General features: G+C 48.4%; 24 protein-coding genes. All 24 read right to left on the bottom strand.

Annotated features, from left to right (window positions below; all coding sequences use genetic code 11):
* Positions 1–54: 54 nt before the first annotated feature.
* On the bottom strand, positions 55–708 hold the full coding sequence (gene tsf, locus M3650_RS01400) for a translation elongation factor Ts (protein WP_019425017.1): 654 nt from the start codon (positions 706–708) through the stop codon (positions 55–57).
* Positions 709–856: 148 nt separating this feature from the next.
* Positions 857–1,555: a 30S ribosomal protein S2 gene (gene rpsB / locus M3650_RS01395; protein WP_251571751.1), complete on the bottom strand. Its 699-nt coding sequence runs from the start codon at positions 1,553–1,555 to the stop codon at positions 857–859.
* Between the two features lie 822 nt (positions 1,556–2,377).
* Positions 2,378–2,605, bottom strand: coding sequence for a hypothetical protein (locus M3650_RS01390; protein WP_251571749.1), 228 nt, complete (start codon positions 2,603–2,605; stop codon positions 2,378–2,380).
* Positions 2,598–3,188: a hypothetical protein gene (locus M3650_RS01385; protein WP_251571747.1), complete on the bottom strand. Its 591-nt coding sequence runs from the start codon at positions 3,186–3,188 to the stop codon at positions 2,598–2,600. The genes M3650_RS01390 and M3650_RS01385 overlap by 8 nt, the downstream gene beginning before the upstream one ends.
* 94 nt (positions 3,189–3,282) lie before the next feature.
* Positions 3,283–3,615 carry a hypothetical protein gene (locus M3650_RS01380; RefSeq protein WP_251571745.1) on the bottom strand — a complete coding sequence of 111 codons (333 nt, stop codon included), beginning with the start codon at positions 3,613–3,615 and terminating at the stop codon, positions 3,283–3,285.
* 37 nt (positions 3,616–3,652) lie between these two features.
* Positions 3,653–5,059: a flagellar assembly protein A gene (locus M3650_RS01375; protein ID WP_251571742.1), complete on the bottom strand. Its 1,407-nt coding sequence runs from the start codon at positions 5,057–5,059 to the stop codon at positions 3,653–3,655.
* Positions 5,060–5,113: 54 nt separating this feature from the next.
* Positions 5,114–5,899, bottom strand: a complete 786-nt coding sequence (locus M3650_RS01370; protein WP_019425011.1) for a FliA/WhiG family RNA polymerase sigma factor — start codon at positions 5,897–5,899, stop codon at positions 5,114–5,116.
* A gap of 15 nt (positions 5,900–5,914) precedes the next feature.
* Positions 5,915–6,340, bottom strand: coding sequence for a hypothetical protein (locus M3650_RS01365; protein ID WP_251571740.1), 426 nt, complete (start codon positions 6,338–6,340; stop codon positions 5,915–5,917).
* A gap of 3 nt (positions 6,341–6,343) precedes the next feature.
* Positions 6,344–6,838: a chemotaxis protein CheD gene (locus tag M3650_RS01360; RefSeq protein WP_019425009.1), complete on the bottom strand. Its 495-nt coding sequence runs from the start codon at positions 6,836–6,838 to the stop codon at positions 6,344–6,346.
* On the bottom strand, positions 6,835–7,422 hold the full coding sequence (locus tag M3650_RS01355; protein ID WP_019425008.1) for a chemotaxis protein CheC: 588 nt from the start codon (positions 7,420–7,422) through the stop codon (positions 6,835–6,837). Before M3650_RS01355 ends, M3650_RS01360 begins: the two co-directional genes overlap by 4 nt.
* Positions 7,423–7,459: 37 nt before the next feature.
* Positions 7,460–7,921, bottom strand: a complete 462-nt coding sequence (locus M3650_RS01350; RefSeq protein ID WP_019425007.1) for a chemotaxis protein CheW — start codon at positions 7,919–7,921, stop codon at positions 7,460–7,462.
* A 42-nt stretch (positions 7,922–7,963) separates the two neighbouring features.
* Positions 7,964–10,060 (bottom strand): chemotaxis protein CheA, encoded by a 2,097-nt coding sequence (locus M3650_RS01345; protein WP_251571738.1) that lies wholly within the window; start codon positions 10,058–10,060, stop codon positions 7,964–7,966.
* A gap of 41 nt (positions 10,061–10,101) precedes the next feature.
* Complete coding sequence (locus tag M3650_RS01340) at positions 10,102–11,439, bottom strand: protein-glutamate methylesterase/protein-glutamine glutaminase (RefSeq protein WP_251571737.1); 1,338 nt, start codon at positions 11,437–11,439, stop codon at positions 10,102–10,104.
* 35 nt (positions 11,440–11,474) lie between these two features.
* Positions 11,475–12,377, bottom strand: coding sequence for a MinD/ParA family protein (locus tag M3650_RS01335; RefSeq protein ID WP_251571735.1), 903 nt, complete (start codon positions 12,375–12,377; stop codon positions 11,475–11,477).
* 3 nt (positions 12,378–12,380) lie between these two features.
* The gene (gene flhF, locus M3650_RS01330; RefSeq protein ID WP_251571733.1) at positions 12,381–13,742 is read right to left on the bottom strand and encodes a flagellar biosynthesis GTPase FlhF; all 1,362 of its coding nucleotides are present in this window, start codon (positions 13,740–13,742) and stop codon (positions 12,381–12,383) included.
* Complete coding sequence (flhA, locus tag M3650_RS01325) at positions 13,739–15,772, bottom strand: flagellar biosynthesis protein FlhA (RefSeq protein ID WP_233695447.1); 2,034 nt, start codon at positions 15,770–15,772, stop codon at positions 13,739–13,741. Before flhA ends, flhF begins: the two co-directional genes overlap by 4 nt.
* 25 nt (positions 15,773–15,797) lie before the next feature.
* A complete protein-coding gene (gene flhB, locus M3650_RS01320; protein ID WP_019425001.1) occupies positions 15,798–16,934 on the bottom strand; it encodes a flagellar biosynthesis protein FlhB in 1,137 nt (378 codons plus the stop codon).
* Complete coding sequence (gene fliR, locus M3650_RS01315) at positions 16,934–17,722, bottom strand: flagellar biosynthetic protein FliR (RefSeq protein ID WP_251571731.1); 789 nt, start codon at positions 17,720–17,722, stop codon at positions 16,934–16,936. The genes flhB and fliR overlap by 1 nt, the downstream gene beginning before the upstream one ends.
* Positions 17,723–17,733: 11 nt before the next feature.
* A complete protein-coding gene (gene fliQ / locus M3650_RS01310; protein WP_019424999.1) occupies positions 17,734–18,003 on the bottom strand; it encodes a flagellar biosynthesis protein FliQ in 270 nt (89 codons plus the stop codon).
* Between the two features lie 30 nt (positions 18,004–18,033).
* Positions 18,034–18,789, bottom strand: a complete 756-nt coding sequence (fliP, locus tag M3650_RS01305; RefSeq protein ID WP_019424998.1) for a flagellar type III secretion system pore protein FliP — start codon at positions 18,787–18,789, stop codon at positions 18,034–18,036.
* 8 nt (positions 18,790–18,797) lie between these two features.
* Positions 18,798–19,340 carry a flagellar biosynthetic protein FliO gene (locus tag M3650_RS01300; RefSeq protein WP_019424997.1) on the bottom strand — a complete coding sequence of 181 codons (543 nt, stop codon included), beginning with the start codon at positions 19,338–19,340 and terminating at the stop codon, positions 18,798–18,800.
* A 4-nt stretch (positions 19,341–19,344) separates the two neighbouring features.
* Positions 19,345–19,707, bottom strand: a complete 363-nt coding sequence (locus M3650_RS01295; protein ID WP_019424996.1) for a response regulator — start codon at positions 19,705–19,707, stop codon at positions 19,345–19,347.
* A 22-nt stretch (positions 19,708–19,729) separates the two neighbouring features.
* A complete protein-coding gene (fliY, locus tag M3650_RS01290; RefSeq protein WP_019424995.1) occupies positions 19,730–20,992 on the bottom strand; it encodes a flagellar motor switch phosphatase FliY in 1,263 nt (420 codons plus the stop codon).
* A complete protein-coding gene (fliM, locus tag M3650_RS01285; RefSeq protein ID WP_019424994.1) occupies positions 20,982–21,980 on the bottom strand; it encodes a flagellar motor switch protein FliM in 999 nt (332 codons plus the stop codon). Before fliM ends, fliY begins: the two co-directional genes overlap by 11 nt.
* Positions 21,981–22,007: the final 27 nt, after the last annotated feature.

Here is a 22,007-nt window from a genome sequence, read left to right as displayed (position 1 = left end):
CGTCTGTTGATTACGTATCAGCCGCGTATCCCTATGAGAACCTGTAATGAAAGGTTAGTTCATATTTGCTTGGGCCATGACTTCTTCAACAAAATTATCCACTTTTTTCTCCAAGCCTTCGCCCAGCTCGTAACGAACAAAGCGACGGATCGAGATGTTTTCACCGATTGTGGCGATTTTTTCATTCACCAATGTTTCGATTGTTTTGTCCGGATCTTTAATGAAGGACTGCTCCAACAAGCAGAACTCTTCATAGTATTTACTGATGCGGCCTTCAACCATTTTTTCAACGATCTTCTCAGGCTTGCCTTCGTTCAAAGCTTGAGCTTTCAAAATTTCCTTCTCTTTTTCGATTTCGTCTTGAGGGACTTCGTCACGACGAACGTACTTTGGAGAAGCTGCTGCAATTTGCATTGCGATATCGCGTGCAAAATCTTTAAATTGATCTGTTTTTGCAACGAAGTCGGTTTCACAGTTGATTTCAACCAATACGCCGATTCGTCCGCCAGCGTGGATGTAGGACTCAACAACGCCTTCTGTTGCTACGCGCCCTGCTTTACTTGCTGCGGCTGCCAGACCTTTCTCGCGAAGAAGTTCAATCGCTTTTTCCAAATCACCGTTCGTTGCATCCAATGCTTTTTTGCAATCAAGCATCCCTGCGCCTGTTTTTTCGCGCAATTCTTTTACTGCACTTGCACTTACTGCCATGTCGTGTTCCCTCCATTAATAATTTGGCCGCCTCTCGTATGTATCACCGGAGGCATGCTGCCGGATAGTGTATACGCCTTAAAAAAAGGGCGGTGAGAGGTGAACCACCTGCCAACCACCCTTTGTTCATCCAATTATAATTTCAAACTTAAGCTGTTGTTTCTTCGCCTTGATGAGCTTCAACGATTGCATCAGCCATCTTGGAAGTCAACAATTTCACTGCACGGATAGCATCGTCGTTACCAGGGATAACATGATCGATTTCATCCGGGTCACAGTTCGTATCAACGATACCAACGATTGGGATACCCAATTTGCGAGCTTCTGCAACTGCAATACGCTCTTTGCGAGGATCGATGACGAACAATGCGCTAGGCAGGCCCCTCATATTTTTAATACCGCCCAAAAATTTTTCAAGACGATCTTTCTCTTTGCGGAGCAAGATGACTTCTTTCTTAGGCAATACTTCGAATGTCCCGTCTTCTTCCATCGATTCAAGCAACTTCAAGCGATCAATACGCTTTTGAATCGTTTGGAAGTTAGTCAACGTACCACCCAACCAACGTTGGTTGATGTAGTACATTCCACAACGCTCTGCTTCTTCCTTAACGGAATCTTGAGCTTGTTTCTTCGTACCAACGAACAATACTGTTCCGTTGTCTCCTGCGAGGGATTTTACAAAATTGTAAGCTTCCTCAACTTTTTTCACTGTCTTTTGCAAGTCAATGATGTAAATACCGTTACGTTCTGTGAAGATATATTTGTCCATCTTAGGGTTCCAACGACGAGTCTGGTGACCGAAGTGTACCCCAGCTTCCAACAGCTGTTTCATGGAGATAACTGCCATCTTCACTACACCTCCCAATATGGTTATTTATCCGCCGCCGATATCATCTTTCCCCAAGACTTTCCGCACTTGTCGCGACAGAAAGCACCCTTGTAGAAATTAATCGGCGTGTGTTCTTAACACCGTCAATTAATATACCATAACGCCATGCGAGTTGCAACCGTTTTGTCGGGCTAACCAATAGGATAATCATCAATATTGGTCCAGCCAACAATGATTAGCCAAATTTTTCACCCTTCGTTCCACTCTCCTACTGATTCAGATACGGACGTTATACAGCAACATAGCCCCCATGGATCCTCCATTCTATATCTGAAATTCGTTAACAGGAGAGAGGTTGTCAGTCATTTTGCCGAGTCGTGTTACGGAGGAGATTGGATTCTATCCAATGTTTTCACGGTTTGAGAGCGATTATTTGGAGAACCACTGGAAAAGATCCAACAGAATCTGGCTTAAACGGTGGCGTACAAGGGGTGTCCCGGTTTTGACTGGACGATTTCCAGTGGAATGGCGAGCTTGCGCTCAATACTCGACAAATGACTGTATATTTTCCAATGAAGCGAATGGTGATTGGATATTGTCTAGTGCCGAAAAGTCCTGATGACTTTCTCGACAGTCTGATTTATACAATGGTTTAAGCTGTTAATAAGCAACTTGGTACGAATAGGTGTCAAACCACTGTATAAGCTCAAATGATGCCTGCATAAAGACAAGTATACGTGCCGTTCATCGGAAATAATCCAATGCAGTCCAGCCAGACCTCCATCCCCGCTATCTCTTTAGCAAGAGAAGTTGGACCGGATCAACGCCAGCAAAAACAACTCACTTATTATCCTTATTCACTGGCTTCGGTTGTCCTTGGTCAGTGCTTTCGTTCACCTGGTTATTCCGGGGCGCCAGCTCTAGTCCAGCCCGTTCCGCCGCCTCACGCAGCTCCTGCTCCGACACGGGCACCGCATATTTTTGCCCGATGAATATCATTTGAAGCAGCAGTCCGCCTATAATAATTCCCGCTCCAAGTCCGATTAAAAAACGACGATCTTTAAACACGGCGAACCTCCTGCTGCTCCAGCTTAATAATTAATTGCGCTTCACCTCTCGGCATCGCTAACTGCTGTGCTGCCTCTTCTTCCGAGTAACCCTGTTCCAACAAGGCGAACAGCTCCGGGTATCGGGCGCGCAGCGGCACGGCGGCCGGCGCCTCAGGCAAGTCATCCAGGAATGTCTCTACGAAGTCGTCCACTTCACTCGTCTCAAATAATACTTCCTCTACGATCGCTTGCGGTATCGAAGGGGGTTCTGGCGGTGCCTTCTGTTCCTGCTTGCCGCTCTCATCCTTCACATCTTCATTCGCGGATGCAAGTCGTTCTTCGAAGCTGCTCCAATTGTGCTCCAGCTTGTCCATTCTTCTTCTCAACGCATCATCGCGCAAATCACTCTCTTTCTTCATACGTTCGATTACTGTAATGAGCTTCTCATTTTCCACTTCCAACTCCCTCATGTAATGCTCGAGCGTTTCCTCCATATTGCGGCGCAGTTCGGTTGAATTGCCCTCTGGCACAACCTTCGGCCGCAGCATTCCGACAACTACGATTGCTGCTCCGAGCAGCAAAATGTACATCCACGGTTCCATCTCAGTCCTCCTCGCGCACAAACCATTATATATTGAAAATGAAAACGCCGCGAACCTCACTACCACGGGCACCCGGCGTCATAACTATCAACCTCTAACATATGAAATCAATATGCTTACCTTTATAGGGATGTTCCGCAGGCTTGGAAACTATAAGCGTTTCGCTATTTTCCGCTGCCTCGAGCTGTTCTTCGGCAGTTTCCCGTTCCGAATCCGGTCTGTCCTCTTTCTCCTGATCACGAATGCGGCTTTCCTGTGATGATTGCACTTCTTCGTTGCGCTGACTTGATTTCCTAATCATCTTCTCCGCTTGATCATTCAACAGCGATTTTTCTGTAATCGGGCGCTGCTGCAGCTGTTGATGAATTGCCGAAGCATCCTGAGTGCGCGGAATTGCGATCTGCATTTCCACCGGCTTAACATTCATCTAATCACCTCATCTGATTCGATTGAATCATGTCAAATTAATAATAAGGCGACATCACGATCTCCCCTTCTGACATTCGGAGAGAGATTCGCTGTACTGCATCCTTAATAAAGCGCGTATTGCGGCCGATTACGATCTTTGCGCCACCATATATCACATTTATCACATCAACCGAAGCCAATGCGGTTTCTTCCAACGTCTTCTCAATTTCCAGCATGCGTTCCCTAATTTCTGTTTGCTCTTGCGTTACTTTCTTCTTCGTCGAGTTCAGCTTAATCCGCATTCCTAGCTTTTCTCCGGTTAACTGACCTGCTGCAGCCATCTGATCTAAGATGCGCAAGGCCTTCTCTGTCTTCTCTAAGCTATCGATGCTGCTGTGCAGCTTTAAACGCAGTTCCGTTAATTCGTTTCGTAAATCCGGCAGTACGCCAACCTCAATCGTTGTCCCTGTTGACATTGTATTACCAATCGTACGAGCGATGACACGCTCGCCAGCCTGTATGATTCCTCCGACAATGAGTCCTTTCGTTCCTTTACAAACCACCTGTCTACTTGCGCGAATATTGGCATGCATGATGCTTTGCGTCACGATGACGTCCGTTGCTGCGCTTACATTCGCTTCTTGTATAAAAGAACACTTTACATGTTGTCCCGCTTTGACATACCCTTTGTTTCCAGCAATGATCCCCCCGCTAATTTCAACGCAGCCGGCAGCTTCCATCTCCGCGCCTTCAACGCCTCCGTATACGCGGATATCACCTGCAGCTTGAACACGGAATCCAGTCAACACATTGCCGCGAATGACAATCGTGCCAATGAAATTAATATTTCCGGTCCGATAATCGACATCCCCGTTCACTTCATATACCGGGAACACATGAATGCGATCCTTATCCATTTTGGAGACCAGCCCGTCAATGGCTGCATACATCGCCCGCTCTTCCGGATCAACGACGACGTTTTTTCCCACTTTAAATCGGGCCTCGCGTACTTTATTCGCCGGAATCGTCTCGCCTGTAACCGCCATCCCGGGTATTCCTTCTTTGCTCGGAATTCGCTCCGCAATGATTTGGCCCTTTTTCACATTATCTAACTGTTTGACCTCTTTAAAATTAACCGTACCATCCTCAAGCTCAGCTGGTTTTGTCTCCCGCTCTCTCTTTGGCAACAAAACATTAATTCGTCCGTCCTCACCCGCTATGGGCGCTTTTCCATGAGCAATCATCGTTGCACCGCGTGCAAAGGCTTTGGGATTAGAAGCAATTTCTTGAAGCACTCTCGCCTGAATTCCGAATCGAACGCCATTGCTGTGGAGCAAAGTTTCCAACTTATCTGCCGTACATTGAAATGCTGCATCGAACTTAACAAACTGCACATAGGCATGAAGCTTGTCCTCAGAAATCGTCACTTCCAAATATTGTTCCAAGGCCAACGTCATACTCATGAAAAATCCCCCTTTCCACCTACTCGATTTAAAACCTTGCCAGCCAGTGCTTGATTACGCTTCCAGCAGCATACTCTTATGCTTCTCTAATGTAGTTCGCAAGCGTATAATCGCCTTAGAATGCAGCTGGGAAATACGGGATGGAGATAAGGACATGACTTCAGCAATTTCACTTAATGACAAATCTTCGTAATAGAACAGTGAGATAACAGTGCGCTCTTTCTCTGTCAGCTTATCAATTCCATGCACCAAGGATTCTTTTAAGTAATGCTCGTTTACTTTGCTTTCCGGATTTTTGGCCTTTTCATCGATTAACAATGAAATACGCGTCTCCGACTCATCTTCCCGTATCGGGTCCTCCAAAGAGCATACGGACATGATGGATACATCCTGAACCATGCTTTGAAATTCTTTCTCGCCTATGTTTAAATACGTACTCATCTCCTCATCGGTTGCAGTACGCAAATAACGCTGTTCCAAATGTTGATACGCTTCTTCGATCTTTTTCGCCTTCTCACGTACCGAGCGTGGAACCCAGTCTCCTTGACGGAGCCCATCTAGGATGGCTCCGCGGACGCGCCAAGAAGCATACGTTTCGAACTGCAATCCTCTGCGATGATCGAATTTCTCGATAGCATCGATCAGGCCCATCGCCCCATGACTGGCGAGATCATCTTTACTAACGTTGCGGGGCAAACCGGCGGCAAGCCGATTCGAGACAAAGTCAACGATGGGCAAATGAATTTCGATTAATTGTTTCCTCGCGTCAAGGTCTCCATGTTCTTTCCAACGTTCCCATAGCTCAACATGCGAGCATGGGTTTAATTTCTGTACGCTCACCGACAGTCAGCCTCCTTACTTTTGTGTCAGGTGACGAACAGCTTGCGCCAATTGTTCCGCGTCCATCTGCGGATTGGTCACGAGCTTGGGCGGGTTTAACGGCTGAAAGGCGCTTCCGTTATCGTCTTCCCGATCGGCATGCTTCTCTTCGCTCGGCTTCGTCCTTAACAAATCATGCAGCATATCACTTTCATCTGGTGTTGTCATATCCACCGTCTGTCCTTTGTCCGCCATCTCGTGGTCAGAGCCTTTATCTTGCTGTGGTTGCTGCAATAGACCGGCGATAAATCTGAGCGCAAATCCAAGCGCAAACCAGATACAAAGGGCAATGATTCCTCTTATGAGGCTAGTCGTCCATACATTGTTGCTCGAAGAAGCAAGAAATGTAACGACAAATCCGACAGCTCCAAAAATAATATTCCAGCGTATTGTTCCTATCATGGCTTATATTTCCTTTACACCTAACTGCACACTGCGAATGTTCAACATTCCATCTCCGCAGCGCAGTTCAATTGTACGTCCGTAATTTCCGCCCGTATCCTCTGCCAAAAGAGGTATACCGTGTTTTTGCAGCATTTGCTTGCATGATTCCACATTACGCGGTCCGATGCGCATCATGTCATTGTTAGAAGCGAACGCAAACATTTGCGCACCGCCCGCCATTTTGGCTTGTAATCGTGTTAATTTGGCTCCTTCCAGCGTCATACGTCGAATCAGTTCAGGAACAGCAGTGTCGGCATATTTCGCAATGTTGCGCACGCCTTCGCGTGCAATGTCCGAAGATGGCAGCATGACATGTGCCATGCCGGCAATATGGGCAACGGGGTCATACAAAGTCAATCCGACACAAGAGCCTAAACCGGTCGTGCGTATGGAGCCTGTAAGGCACACATTCAAGTCGGCCATGCCGACTTTAACAACCGTGGACTCTTCAATCATTCGAATGGCACTCCCAATGCAGCAAATATTTTTGAAAAAGAGTCCGGGTCAGGTATTAAGAAAAAGGTTCCTTGCACTTCATCGCAGCCTTCCAAAAACTTTGTATCGATTAATAGTGCACTGTCTCCCATCTCCCCATATTGCAAAATACCGTAGTTCAGCACGGCCCCTGCCATGTCAATCGCCAGTTGTGGCACGGTCGGCGACATCGACAGACGGGTGAAATCTGCCAGGGAAGACAAATACGACCCGGCTAAAATGTTGCCAATCTCGGAAAGCGCGGATATTTCCATTTCTGAGAACGCTTGTTCTTCTCCTGCAGGGAAGAACTCCAAATTCGACAACAACTTCTTTGCCGGTTCCAGTTCAAACATAAAAAAGAGATGACTTGATGCTTCACCCTCCACACGAAAGTAGATGGCTATCACAACCTGTTCTGCGCCCCCGACTTCATCGGCGATGCACTCAAACGGGACCAACCTTACTTTAGGAACCGCCATGTCGATAGGACGGTTAAGGAGGTGGGAGAGTGCCGTTGCGGCGTTGCCGGCACCAATATTGCCCACTTCCTTTAACACATCCATCTTGTATTCTCCGAGACGTTCGTACAAATGCACAGCTTTATGCCTCGAGTTGTTCTAACTTAATAATTTCGCTTTTGTTTAATACTTCGGCCAAGTTCAGCATAATCAACAAGCGATTATCTCCAAATTTGGCGACGCCGCGCAAATATTTCGCTTGAATGCCTCCGACGACTTCAGGAGCGGGCTCGATATCATCTGAAGTGATGTCTATGACGTCACTTGCACTATCAACGATGAAGCCGACTTCCATTTCATCATGCGCGACGATAATGACTCGTGTCTGATCCGTATGCTCTTCTTCAGCCATCCCGAATCTGCCGCGCAGTTCAATGACAGGCACGACTACGCCCCGGAGATTGATAACGCCTTTAATGAAATCAAAGGTCTTCGGCACGCGGGTAATCGGCATCATGCGCTCGATCGTCTTCACCTTTTCTACTTCAATACCATACTCTTCCTGTCCTAACGTAAAGACAACGACTTTAATTTCCTCTGCCATGTCATATCCTCCTCAAGCTTGATATGCAACGAGTGGGCCTTCTTATTTAAGCAACGCGTTCGGATCGATGATTAATGCGACTTGTCCATCTCCCAGAATCGTCGCGCCCGAAATGCCCGGGGTGTTCTTTAAGTAGTTGCCAAGCGGCTTCAACACAATTTCGTTTTGACCGACGAAGTCATCGACGGCAAGCGCTGCAAGGCGCTCCCCTTTGCGAATGATAATAATCTCGATTTCATCTTCATCCATATCGGAATAGCTGGCACAATCGAACAGCGCACTAAGCGATAAGAGCGGAATGACGCTATCGCGGTAATCAATCATGCGAATGCCGCCATGAAGTCGGCGAATATCGTCTTTCTGTACCAATCCGGTCTCTACAATTGAGGTTAACGGAATCGCGTACTTCTCAGTGCCCAGCGTGAACAGCATCGCCGACAAGATAGAAAGCGTGAGCGGAAGCTGAACGATAAATGTCGTGCCTTGTCCCAACTTCGATTCGACAATGACATGTCCGCCGAGTGACGCAATTTTGGATTTCACCACGTCTAGACCCACTCCGCGTCCGGAGACGTCGGATACTTTGTCCGCCGTACTGAATCCAGAAGCGAACAAAAGCTGATACACTTGTTCATCGCTTAGAGAAGCCGCTTTGTCAGGACTGACAATACCGTTCTTCATTGCCTTGCTCAAAATTTTGTCACGGTCGATGCCGTGACCGTCTTCCTCAATTTCGATGAAGACATGATTTCCGCTTTGGTACGCACGCAATTGCACCGTGCCTGTCTCTGATTTCCCCTTCGCAATGCGCTCCTCGATGGACTCGATACCATGGTCGACTGCATTCCGAAGCAAATGCACAAGCGGATCGCCAATCTCATCGATAACGGTCCGATCCATCTCGGTATCGGCACCCGTAATAATAAAATCGACTTTTTTGTCGAGTGATTTCGCCAAGTCGCGAACCATACGCGGGAAGCGGCTGAATACAACATCTACCGGAACCATCCGCATCTTCAAGACGATATTTTGCAAGTCTGAACTGACACGCACTAAATGTTCGACGGTTTCTGTCAAATCGTGCTGTTTCAACTCGCCTGCCAATTGCTCCAGGCGTACGCGATCGATCAGCATCTCGCTTAATAAATTCATCAATACATCCAATCGCTCGATGTCTACTCGAATCGTGCGATTCTGAACCGCTTTGTTCGGCGCAGGTGACGCCGAGCTTTTCTTGGCCGCATCCTGCGTCGTGACAGCTGGTGATGCCGTCGGAGCAGACTTCGGCTTGTCTTGCTCTACAGCAGGCTTCACTGCAGTCGCCGCCGTCTCTTTGGCTGAGGTATGGACTTCATCTGCACGCTGATTCCATTGACGCACATCTTCCAGCGTCATATCTTTGATTTCCACAGACTCAAGCTCGGACACTTGTCCAACTTCGTGCTTAAGCTGCTCCACCTCGGTTTGACTGACGAAAAATATAGAGAAGCCGCTGTCGAACTTATCCTGCTCGATATCCTGAGCTGGCGGTGCGGATTTCACCACTTCCCCGTACTGACTCAGCACTTGAAATACCATGTACGCCCGCGCTGCTTTCAGCACGCAGTCTTCTCTAAGCTCGATTCGAATATGGTAGACGTGCATCCCTGCTTCAAGCGATTGTTCCAGAATGCTGCGCTGGAACTCGTCCAAGGACTCGCTTTGGGCTGACGTTTCTTGCTCGGAAGCAGACTCGTCAGCACTCTTTTCTTTCTTGTAATCACCCGATACGATGGATTGCAGCGAAGCGACAATCTCAGTCACATCCGCCTTTCCTTCGCCGCCGTTCGTAATATCTCCGACCATTGCTTCCAGCGCATCCAAGCTGCGGAAGAGCGTATCGAAGATGAAGTCATCCATCGATAGCTGATGATTGCGCACCATATCAAGCACATTTTCCATCTGATGGGTTAAGGATGCCAAGTCTTCAAAGCCCATGGTCGCCGACATACCCTTTAATGTGTGAGCGGAACGGAAGATGACTTGAACAATGCTGACATCGTCCGGCTGACTCTCTAACTCTAGCATGTGCTCGTTCAACGCTTGCAAATGGTCGTTCGCTTCGTCAATAAACATGGATAAATACTGGTTTAAATCCATGTTCGAACACCCCCTTTAACGATTTGCACTACTTTGCGTCTTCATTTCACCGCGTTCATGATAGCGCCTGCCATGTCTCTCAATGGAACGATATGCGACACACACCCGAGCTCAATGGCTGCACGCGGCATGCCGAATACGACACAGCTTTCTTCACTCTCCACGAAGGTGGAAGTTACGCCTTCATCGGCCAATTGGCGCATCATCCTGGCGCCGTCACTCCCCATCCCAGTCAAGAGCACGATATGGCGCTCAAGCTGATGGAACGGCAACAGCGATTCGAATAACATGTCAACGGAAGGACGATGTCCAGATCGCGGTTCTGATTTATTTAATGAAATGGCATAGTTGCCATCGGTTTTCTTGGTGGCAGTCATGTGCAAACCGCCAGGAGCGATATACGCCACGCCCGCTTGCAAGACTTCCCCATCTTGAGCTTCTCTTACCTCTAGCTCGCTGTATGTATTTAATCGCTCAGCTAGCGACTTCGTAAAGTTCGGCGGCATATGCTGAACGATGAGAATCGGAGCAGGCAATCCCTTCGGCAAATCAGTCAATAACTGCTTTAACGCGCGCGGTCCGCCGGTTGACGTTCCGATCGCAATGATATGTTCGAAGGAAGTGGTACGCCCTTTCATCCCTCTGACTCCTGGCTTCTCCACGTTGGATCGGGATAGCGGTTTCGCTTCCGGAACGGGATCCGCTACAGGCTTCATAGAGCGATGGTTCGCATCCAGCTCTTGATCTGCCCCCTTACGATATCCGTGCAGGCGTTGGGGAACTGCCTTCTTCGCCAACCTGCTCGACGTTATTTCATCGCGGTTGTTAGCTGCTTGATGGCTCCTATCCGGCAGAGACAACGGCTTCTTCTCTCGTGGAATGGGTCGGGAAGGCTCCAGAGCTTTGGAGGTGAGAGACGCTTCCCTCGCAAGTCTCTGCTGTCGAAGCTCCTCAAGCTGCCGTCTTCGCTCCTCGGAAGCGATAGCCGTATGCAGCTTCTCGATTAGCATTTCGCCTACTTTATGAATGTCCCCGGTACCTCCCGCTGGACTCGGCTTGCATACGAAATCATATGCGCCGTATTCCAGAGCGGATAGCGTCTCCGAACGACCTTCTTCGGTCAAGCTCGATAACATGATTACCGGTGTTGGTGCTTCAGCCATAATACGGCGCAGTGCCTCAAGTCCATTTTGGACGGGCATCTCCACATCAAGAGTTACCGCATCAGGCTTTAATTCCTTCACCTTATCTACCGCTTCCAATCCATGACGGGCTGTGCCCGCAATCTCGAAAGAAGGATCCTGCACAATTAAATCCGAAATAATAGTTCGCATGAAGGCCGAGTCGTCCACGACGAGCACTTTCTTCTTCGTTGCCAATTCTCATCACGCTCCCTTATGGTGTGGACATCTGTCTATGATGACCAGCGCCGCAGCCAATTTCGAATAAATTGCTTTACTCCGCCGTTCGGTTCCGCCGGGTCCGATCCATTGATATAGGACTTCGCAAGCTCGCGGATTTGCAGGGACGCCTTGCTCTGCGGATACAGCAAGCAGAATGGCGTCTGCTTCTTCACGGCTTGCATGACATGAGGATCGTCATACAGAACACCCAAAGTCGGTATCGATTGATGCAAGAACCTCCGGGCGACAGACGATAGACGTTCAGCGGTCTGACTGCCTTCCTTCCAATCGGCCGCCCGATTGACGACCAGCCTAAAGTCTGTGCCGTGACCCATGCCGTTCACGATTTTGATCAATGCGTAAGCATCCGCGATTGCCGTCGGCTCAGGGGTCGTTACGACAAACGTTTCATCCGCCGCCAGAATAAAGCGAATCGTTTCTTTGCTTAGACCGGCCCCCGTATCAAACAAGATGATGTCATAACGCTCGGACCAACTCTCCATCTCGGTGAGCAGCCTGTCGATTTGCTCGGAAGGCAGTTCCAGCAAATCTTGAAATCCTGAACCGCCTGGAATGTAATGCATGCCCAAGGGCCCGATCTGGATGATATCCTGCAGCGTCTTGCGCTGCTGCACAACGTGAACCAGATTCGACGATGCCGGGCTCCCCAGAAGGACATCAATGTTCGCCATACCGATATCAGCATCAAAGACGAGAGTGCGGTAACCCGCTTCCTGCAGCGATAGGGCAAAATTCAATGTGAAATTGGATTTCCCCACACCGCCCTTTCCGCTGGTTACCGTAACTACCCGTGCTCCACTTGACTTCGGATGCTCGTGCGGCGGCGCATCATTCGCGTCCGACCGCTTTGATTTCACTAATCTTCGTAATGCTTGCGCCTGGTCGTTCATCATAAGTTAATCTCCTACGATCCAACGCACGACCTCGTCCACATGAAACGATTTGATATCATCAGGCACGTTTTGACCTGTAGTGATATAACTGAACGGAATCGATGTTCGATCCGCCAAGTTAAGCATTGAACCGTAGGTGTCCGTCTCGTCGGCTTTCGTAAAAATGATTCGGTCGACACGCTGTCTTGAGAAACGTTCCAGAATGGACATCATGTCTTCCGTCTTCGACGTCAAGCTGAGCACTAAAAAGGTCTCGCTGTCAGGCAGCGGCTTGAGCATCGTGTTCAACTCGTTAACGAACATGTCGTTACGGAAATTGCGCCCCGCAGTGTCCATTAGGATGAGGTCACAGCCTTGGAGCGCTTGCAGTGCCCGCCCCGTATCGCTCGGCGAGGTGGCGACTTCGATCGGCACATTCAATATGGAAGCATACGTTCTAAGCTGTTCAACGGCCGCGATCCGATAAGTATCCGATGTGATAAGGCCAACCCGCCGCTGATGATGGAACATCTGATCTGCAGCAAGCTTTGCAATGGTCGTGGTCTTACCGACACCCGTAGGTCCGACCATGTATACGATTCGCGTTGCGGATGTTAAGCCGTTCACTTCATGAGACTGCAGCTGTTCTTTTACAATGTCGCGGACATAGGACCTTATCACCGATATTTCGGGCTGCTCAATCCGGTTGATTTGGCATTTCTCCCATGCTTCCTGCACGATTCGGTAAGCTAGCTCGTTCGCTACGCCCTGATCTAGCAAGCTCTGCTTCATTTCATGCATACTGTCTGGCCAATTGTCGTGATTGACACGCTGCATCACTTTACGCATCATGAGCTTCATTTCATTAAATTCGCTTTGCCAGCCGTCATCTGCAGGCAAGCTCGCAGAGGCGGCTTCCTGCAGACGAGCCTGCATTACCGCATCTTGGAATGCGTTCAGATCCCGCTGTCTCTCTTCTTCCTCCCTGGAATACGGCAATACGCCGACAGGACTTGGTGCAGCTGACGAATGTTCTGTGGGCGCGCGGTTCATGGTTTGTGCCGAATCGTGTCGAGGTCCGGCAGGCCGTACAGCGGTAAGAGCTTCTCTCTTACCGCTGTACGCCGAGCGCGCCATGGAGGACGACACGTATGACTTTGCGCCTGCTGTCTCCTGAAGCGAAGACGCGGTTGAACGCGTCCGTTCCGTTTTCTCCTGTTCGTCCACAGCGGCAACGACTTCGATGCAACGCTTGCGGAACATACCGAGAAATCCGCCCGCTCGTACTTCCTTCGTGCTGACAATGACCGCATCCTGCCCTAATTCATGGCGAATTTGGCTCATTGCCTCGGGCATGGTGTCAACGATGTATTTTTTTACTCTCATACATTCACCACTCCGACGCTTTGAATTTCAACATTCGGTTCGAGCTCATTGTAAGACAACACCGGGATATCCTGCATAGCTCGTTCCATTAACTGGCGCAAATACATGCGTATCGTAGGTGATGCAAGTACGACTGGGGAGTGCCCCGATTGCAGCAGCCGCTGTACTTGCTCGCTGACCCGTTGATACACTTGCTGAGTCATGCTTGGATCCATGACGAGATACGATCCGTGCTCGTTCTGCTGCACGCTTTCGGCTATTTTCTTTTCAAGTGAAGGCCCTACCGTAATGACACGCAGCGTTTCACCCGGTACGGCATACTGCTGCGTAATCTGACGCGCCAACGCCTGACGAACGTATTCCGTAAGCACATCCGGATCCTTCGTATACGTGCCGTAATCAGCCAGTGTTTCGAAGATGGTCACCAAATCGCGAATCGAAATTTTCTCCCGCAGCAGCTTCGCCAACACTTTCTGCACGTCACCGATAGTCAGAACGTTCGGGATAAGCTCCTCAACAAGTGCCGGATACTGCTCTTTGACCGTCTCGATAAGAGATTTGGTCTCCTGACGCCCAACTAACTCGTGCGCGTGCTTCTTAATAATCTCTGTCAGATGGGTAGCGACGACGGATGGCGGATCTACTACCGTATAGCCAGCAAGTTCCGCACGCTCCTTCATCGTCTCATCCACCCAGAGGGCCGGCAGGCCGAATGCAGGTTCCATCGTTTCGATACCTGATACCGAATCATCCTCATACCCTGGATTCATAGCTAAATAATGATTCAATAAGAGCTCTCCGTGAGCTACAGCATTTCCTTTGATCTTGATGACATATTCGTTCGGCTTCAATTGGATGTTATCCCGAATGCGAATGACCGGAACGACCAGCCCAAGCTCCAATGCGCATTGCCGGCGTATCATAATGATGCGGTCTAGCAGGTCTCCCCCTTGCTGGGCATCTGCCAGCGGAATGAGTCCGTAACCGAACTCGAACTCGATTGGATCCACCTGCAGCAAATTAATGACACTCTCCGGACTGCGCACTTCCTCGATTTGCTGTTCTTCCTCGAGCTGTTCCTCTTCCATTTGGCGAACGTCCATATTTTTCTGCATTCGATAACCGGCAACAGCGAGAATGACCGCAAATGGAATCGTCGGGCCTGGACCGATCGGCGTGAGCAAGCCGAGCATGCTTATCGTTCCAGCGACAATATACAACAGCTTCGGATAGGCAAGCATTTGCGTGCTTAATTCCTCCGCCAAGTTACCATTGGAAGCGGCCCGGGTTACGATGAGACCTGAAGCCGTCGAAATAAGCAATGCCGGAATCTGGCTGACGAGCCCGTCCCCAATGGACAGAATCGAGTATGTAGAAGCCGCATCCCCGAAGCTCTTGCCATGCATGGCCATCCCAATGATAAATCCGCCGATTAAGTTAATCAGGAGGATGACGATACTGGCAATGGCGTCCCCTTTGACGAACTTACTGGCACCGTCCATTGCGCCATAAAAGTCCGCTTGTTTTTCAATTTTCTCGCGGCGTTCACGCGCCTGATGCTCATTGATCAAGCCTGCATTCAAATCGGCATCAATCGCCATCTGCTTACCTGGCATCGCGTCGAGCGTAAAGCGAGCTGCCACTTCAGCTACACGCTCCGCCCCTTTAGTAATGACGATGAACTGCACGACGACAAGAATCAGGAATACAACCAATCCGACAGCTATATTGCCTTGCGCCACCCATTGTCCAAACGTTGCTACTACATCGCCGGCTTCACCGTGCGCAAGTATGAGCTTCGTTGTGGAAATGTTGAGGGCGAGTCGGAATAACGTCGTAATCAACAGCAAAGCTGGAAAAATCGAGAACTGCAGTATCTCTCTCGTATTCATGGCAATAAGAAGAATCATTAATGCTATGGAGATGTTGATTACGAGCAAGATGTCTAACAACCAAGTCGGTATAGGCAAGACCATCATGAGCACGATACCGATGATACCGACTAAGACGACTAAATCTCTCGTTTTCACGGAGTGCACCCTCCATCCTGTTCGCTCAATTGACTTTGCCCTTCAATTTGTATACGTAAGCCAGCACTTCTGCCACGGCTTGGAACAAATCGGCTGGAACTGCATCGCCAATCTCTGTCCGTTGAAATAAGGCCCGGGCGAGCGGCTTGTTTTCCATGGTCAGTACGCCATGTTCCTTGGCGATTTGTTTGATTCGAAGCGCCACGTAATCCTGCCCCTTGGCTACCACTTGCGGAGCCTCCATATCATTGCCGTCATAGCGAAGTGCGACAGCAAAGTGTGTCGGGTTCGTAATGACGACATCGGCTTTTGGAACCTCTTGCATCATACGCATCAAGGCCATCCGACGCTGCCGCTCTCGAATCTTACCTTTGATGAGGGGGTCACCCTCTGACTTTTTGTACTCATCTTTAATGTCTTGCTTGGACATACGCAAACTCTTCGCGAATTCGAAACGCTGATACATGTAATCAAATACGGCCAGAATACAGAGAGCTGCGCCAATCTTAATCCCTAGCATAACGGTCAAATGTGCGGTATAGCCTAATATTTCACTTAACGGCACATGAGACATCATAATGATGCGCTCCCGTTCTCCCCATATCGACAAATACACAACAGTTCCGATGATCGTCATCTTTAAAATTGATTTTAAAAATTCTACAACCGAGCGAATAGAAAATATTTTTTTAAATCCCTTTATTGGATCAATCTTGGAAAACTGCATCTTGAGCGGTTCGCCCGTAAACAAAAATCCAACCTGCATATAATTCACAATGAGTGCAATGACAACAGAAACGATAAATACGGGCGCCAAGATGATTAACGCCTTTACAAAAAGGCTTCCGAAATAGTCCGTAACGTTGTAAATGGTCACATCCATGGAAAGCCGGTGCCGAAAGGAATCAGCGAACAAATCGATAATTCGTTCTTTATAGAACCCGCCAAGCATCAAGAAGGAGAAGAAGCTGACCAGCAAGATGAACGAGCTGGAAAGATCCGTGCTTTTGGCGACTTGACCTTTTTTTCGAGCTTCCTGCTTTTTCTTTGGCGTCGCTTTTTCCGTCTTCTCCTGCGAGAACATCTGCAGTGAAAGTTTGTGCCGCAGCGTACGTGTAGTAGCGCACGGCACAATCCATTCTTCTGAACCTGGTGTTGGCATCAGCTCGCCCCCTGCATCATGCGCAGCAGTTGCTCCATCGCCTCAAACATAGTAGCGAACAGTTGCTGCAATACATAAACGAGGCCAGGCACGACGAGGAACAGCATGACAAGACCTACGATGATTTTAATCGGAATCCCGACTACAAAAATGTTAAATTGCGGTGCAGTCCGCGCCAAAAATCCAAGCGCCACATCGGTAAGAAACAACGCGACGATAAGCGGCGCAGAAATTTGAAAGGCGATAATGAACGCTTGCGTAAACGACTGAACCAGAAATTCTGTAATATTTCCGTTGGCAATCTGCTGGAAGAACGAATTGTCATCCAGTGGCAACCACTCAAAACTTTTCATGATTCCGTCGATAAAGTAATGGTGGCCGTTCATTCCAAGAAACAATAGCACGACAAATATGTACTTGAAGTTACCCATGACAGGTGCGCTGGTCCCGGTTAATGGGTCAATGACATTCGCGATGCCGAAGCCAATCTGAATGTCGACGAACGACCCCGCCGTTTGCACTGCCGTAAAAAACAATTGCGCCAAGAAACCGATGAGCAGGCCAATTAATACCTCACGCACGATAATAACCATATACGTGCCATCAGCCGGAACCGTTTTTCCAAGCCCGAACAACAAATATGCAATCACGCTGATAAAAAACGCGAGCCCAATCTTGAAGCGAAACGGCACGCCTCGCGAAGAAAAGACAGGAACGGCGACAAAGAATGCCGAGATTCGACACAGCGTGAGCAAAAAAACAGGGAAAGCTTGTACGAGCGTTTCCATGACCTCACAGCCTAACCGATATAAAGATGCAAATTATTTAAGATGTTATGCGCAAAATCAACGACCGTAGTCAATATCCACGGTCCGAACACCAATATGGCTACCATGACCGCAATTATCTTAGGCACAAAAGCCAACGTCTGCTCTTGAATTTGGGTCGTTGCTTGAAATACACTGATGAGAAGACCTACAACCAAAGCAATGGCCAGCATTGGAGCACTCACTTTCAGTACAGTAAACACTGCCTGCCCTGCCAAGCCGATAATAAACTCAGCACTCATTCCATTCCCTCCCGTGCGTCAATTGAAGTCTCACGTGTTAAAGCTCGCGAGGAGTGATTTCACAACGAGATACCAACCATCCACGAGTACAAACAGCAATATTTTAAACGGCAGCGATATCATGACCGGCGGTAGCATCATCATCCCCATGGCCATCAACGTACTGGCGACGATCATATCAATCACTAGAAAAGGAATGAAAATCATAAAGCCCATTTGAAACGCCGTCTTCAATTCACTGATTGCATACGCGGGCACGAGCACAGTTAAAGGAATTTCCTCATAGGTTTTCGGTTTTTCAGTTTTGGTGTATTTCATAAATAAAAGCAAATCTTTCTCGCGCGTATGCGAGAACATGAACTTTTTAATAGGGACAACCGCTTTTTCCAACGCTTGGGTCTGATTCATCTCGCCTTTTAGATAAGGCTGTAAGGCGACTTCATTCACAGTTCCAATCGTTGGGGACATCACAAACAATGTAAGAAAGAGCGCTAGACCAATCAATACTTGATTGGGCGGCATCTGCTGCGTACCAAGAGAGGTCCGGACGAATCCGAGCACAACCACGATACGCGTGAACGATGTCATCAGGATAAGTATGGCCGGAGCCAAGCTCAGCACGGTAATCATGAGCAGGATAGACAATGATGCCGTCCCCGGCTGCCCGCCACCGCCGCCAACTTTAATGTCGATGTCCGGAATGACAGGAGATGCTACCGCCCAATGAGCCGCAAAGCTGGATAACAGCAGCGTGACAGTTACAGATAGTAGCAATTTTTTATTCATGAATCCATCTACCGATCTTCATTGGTATCATCTTTCAGCAATTGTTCTACTTGATCACTGCGCTTCGGCAATTGATCAAGCTTGGCATGAAACATTTCGTGAAACGATACGGAAGACGGTTCCGCATCCTCTTGCTTAGTGTTGTTGCTTGAGGCTTTACGCCCTGCTCGCATACGGTTCATCAGCTCTGACCAAGAGGTTGGCCATGCCGCTTGTCTGGATGACTGTGCGCCCTCGAGAAACGCGATAAGACGCTCCGCTTGTTCAGGGTCACTTACTTTATCGATAAGCGTAATATCTTCCCCGATCCCCAACACATAGACGACATCGCCAACTTCTACGATTTGTAAAGACTTATTCGGTCCGAGCCCGGTGCCGCCCAAAGTACGGATACTTTGATTCATTTGCCATATACGGTTCTTACGACTTAACAGCTTAATCAAGAGCACGATAAGTACAATGATTACAGCAAGCGACAACAACACGGTCAATAAGCTGGATATGTAGTCCCCGACACCGGATGTTTGCATCATTTGACCGTTGTCTTCCATAAGATTATCCTAACGTCTTGTTAATGGCTTCAATTACACGGTCAGCCTGGAACGGCTTGACGATAAAGTCCTTCGCACCCGCTTGAATCGCATCGATAACCATCGCCTGCTGGCCCATCGCGGAGCACATAATGACTTTCGCACTAGGATCTATTTTACGGATTTCTTTCAATGCCGTAATTCCGTCCATTTCCGGCATCGTAATGTCCATTGTAATGAGATCTGGTTTATGTTCTTTGTACTTTTCGATCGCTTGTGCACCATCCGATGCTTCTCCTACGACATCGAAACCATTCTTTGTTAAAATGTCTCGAATCATCATTCGCATGAATGCTGCATCGTCTACGATCAAAATACGCTTTGCCATCGTTGAGAATCCTCCCTAAATCTTATTGTAGTTTCTGAATACGATCCCACTGATTGATGATATCTGTGACACGCACGCCGAAATTCTCATCTATGACGACAACTTCCCCTTTTGCAATCAGTTTGTTGTTCACGAGAATGTCGACTGGTTCACCTGCCAGCTTGTCCAACTCGATAATGGAACCTTGCGAGAGCTCCAAAATGTCTTTGATCTGTTTGTGCGTCCTACCTAATTCTACTGTGACTTTGAGCGGGATGTCCAACAATAAATTTAGATTAGATTCATCATTTTGTACATACTGTGCCGGTTGGAAATTTGCAAATTGAACTGGCTGCACATTCAAATTGCGATGGTGTGTCGAGCCAAAAGCCGACGCATTGCCACCATGTGCCTCCATATTTCCCGAAGGCATCGGAGCCGATCCATAAGGCTGCTGCATGACATGCCCTCCTCCCATCATTGGATGGTCATACCCTGCCATTTGCTGCGGTGCAGCCGCTTCTGGAGCTGCATGACTAGCAGGCTGAGCTGGAGGAGCCATCGGAATGTCTGGTTCGACTTGCACAGCAGATGCGGCTGCTTCTGCAGCTGCTTCTGTCGTATCCCCCATCAACATGCGAACCATGTTCTGAGCAAATGGAACCGTTAATATTTGCATAATGGTTGAATCAATCAAGTCGCTGATCGTCAAGCGGAACGATATTTTGACGAGAACATTGTCATCGGGCAGCGTTTCAACACCCTGTCCGTTCGACATATTCAAAATACCGATACCAGGCGGCGAAATGTTAACCATTCGATTAAAGATAGTCGACATCGAAGTGGCCGACGATCCCATCATTTGATTCATCGCTTCCTGAACAGCGCTAATATGAATTTCATTCAATTCTTCGCTATGATTCGTCCCATCACCGCCAAGCATCAAATCGGCGATCACTTGGGCATCCGAGGTTTTGATGACTAAAGAATTGACGCCTTCAAATCCCTCTACATATCGAACGTGCACCGCCACGTGCGGCTTTGGAAACTCATTTTCCAAGTTTTCACGCTTCAAAAGCGTAATCCGCGGCGTCGTGATTTCTACCTTTTTGCCTAATAGCGTAGATAGCGCCGTTGCCGCACTGCCGAACGTAATATTTCCAATTTCACCAAGCGCATCGGTCTCGATCGGATTTAAATATTTTTCTATGGAAGGAGTCTCAGCTTCCTCAGCAGACGGTCCATCACTCGATATTTTTAACAATGCGTCGATTTCTTCCTGCGACAAGTAATCCTTACTCGTCATGCTCTTCCACTCCCTCATCCACGACTTGCTCGATTTGTACAGCTACACGATCTTTTATCACGCCAGGAGAACCTATATATTTCACGCGGTCACCCACTCGAATCATCAAGCCGTTGTCAACCGGTTTGTTCAATGCGATGACATCTCCGATGGATAACTGCATCATTTCCTGCACCGTAATTTGAGATGTGCCCAGTTCAACGGAGATAGGCAGCTTTGCTTTTGTCACCCGTTGGCGTAATTTTTCGACTTCAATCGGTTCCCGCGTTTTTTTCTCTGATACGAACCAATGATGCACCGAAAGCTTCGGCATAATTGGCTCAATCACGACGTGCGGAATACATAAGTTAATCATCCCCGTCGTATCTCCGATTTTAGTGCTTAGAGAGATAAGTGCGATCGTCTCGTTCGGTGATACGATTTGCATAAATTGAGGATTGGTCTCAAGCGCTTCGAGTCTTGGTTGAATATCTAGCACATTCTTCCAAGCTTCCTGCAAGCTATCGAACGCCCGGCTAAAAATGCGTTCCATCACCGTCGTCTCAATTTCGGTTAAAGCATTAATCTTGGAGGGTGCCGTGCCAGCACCGCCCAGCATGCGATCCAGCATCGCATATGCGACGTTCGGATTCACTTCCAATACCATCCGGCCTTTGAACGGCTCTGCCTCAAAAATGTTCAAAATCGTCATTTTTGGAATAGACCGGATAAATTCATCATACGGCAGTTGTTCGACTTGAACGACGTTGATTTGCACAAATGTACGTAATTGTGCGGAAAAATAAGTCGTTAAGTATCTGGCAAAATTCTCATGGATGCGTGTCAAACTGCGAATGTGGTCCTTTGAAAAACGAACGGCACGCTTGAAATCGTACGAACGGATTTTACGCTGGGTTTCCTCTTTTTTCAGTTCCTCCGCATCCATTTCACCAGAGGACAGCGCCGCAAGCAGGGCGTCAATCTCGTTCTGCGATAGCACGTCTACCAATCGTTTCACCCCCTTACAGGATTCAGC

The organism is Paenibacillus sp. MER TA 81-3, assembly GCF_023713585.1.
GTDB lineage: Bacteria > Bacillota > Bacilli > Paenibacillales > Paenibacillaceae > Paenibacillus_B > Paenibacillus_B profundus.
Note: the sequence above shows the minus strand (reverse complement) of the source record. Positions and strands in the feature narration are given on the sequence as shown.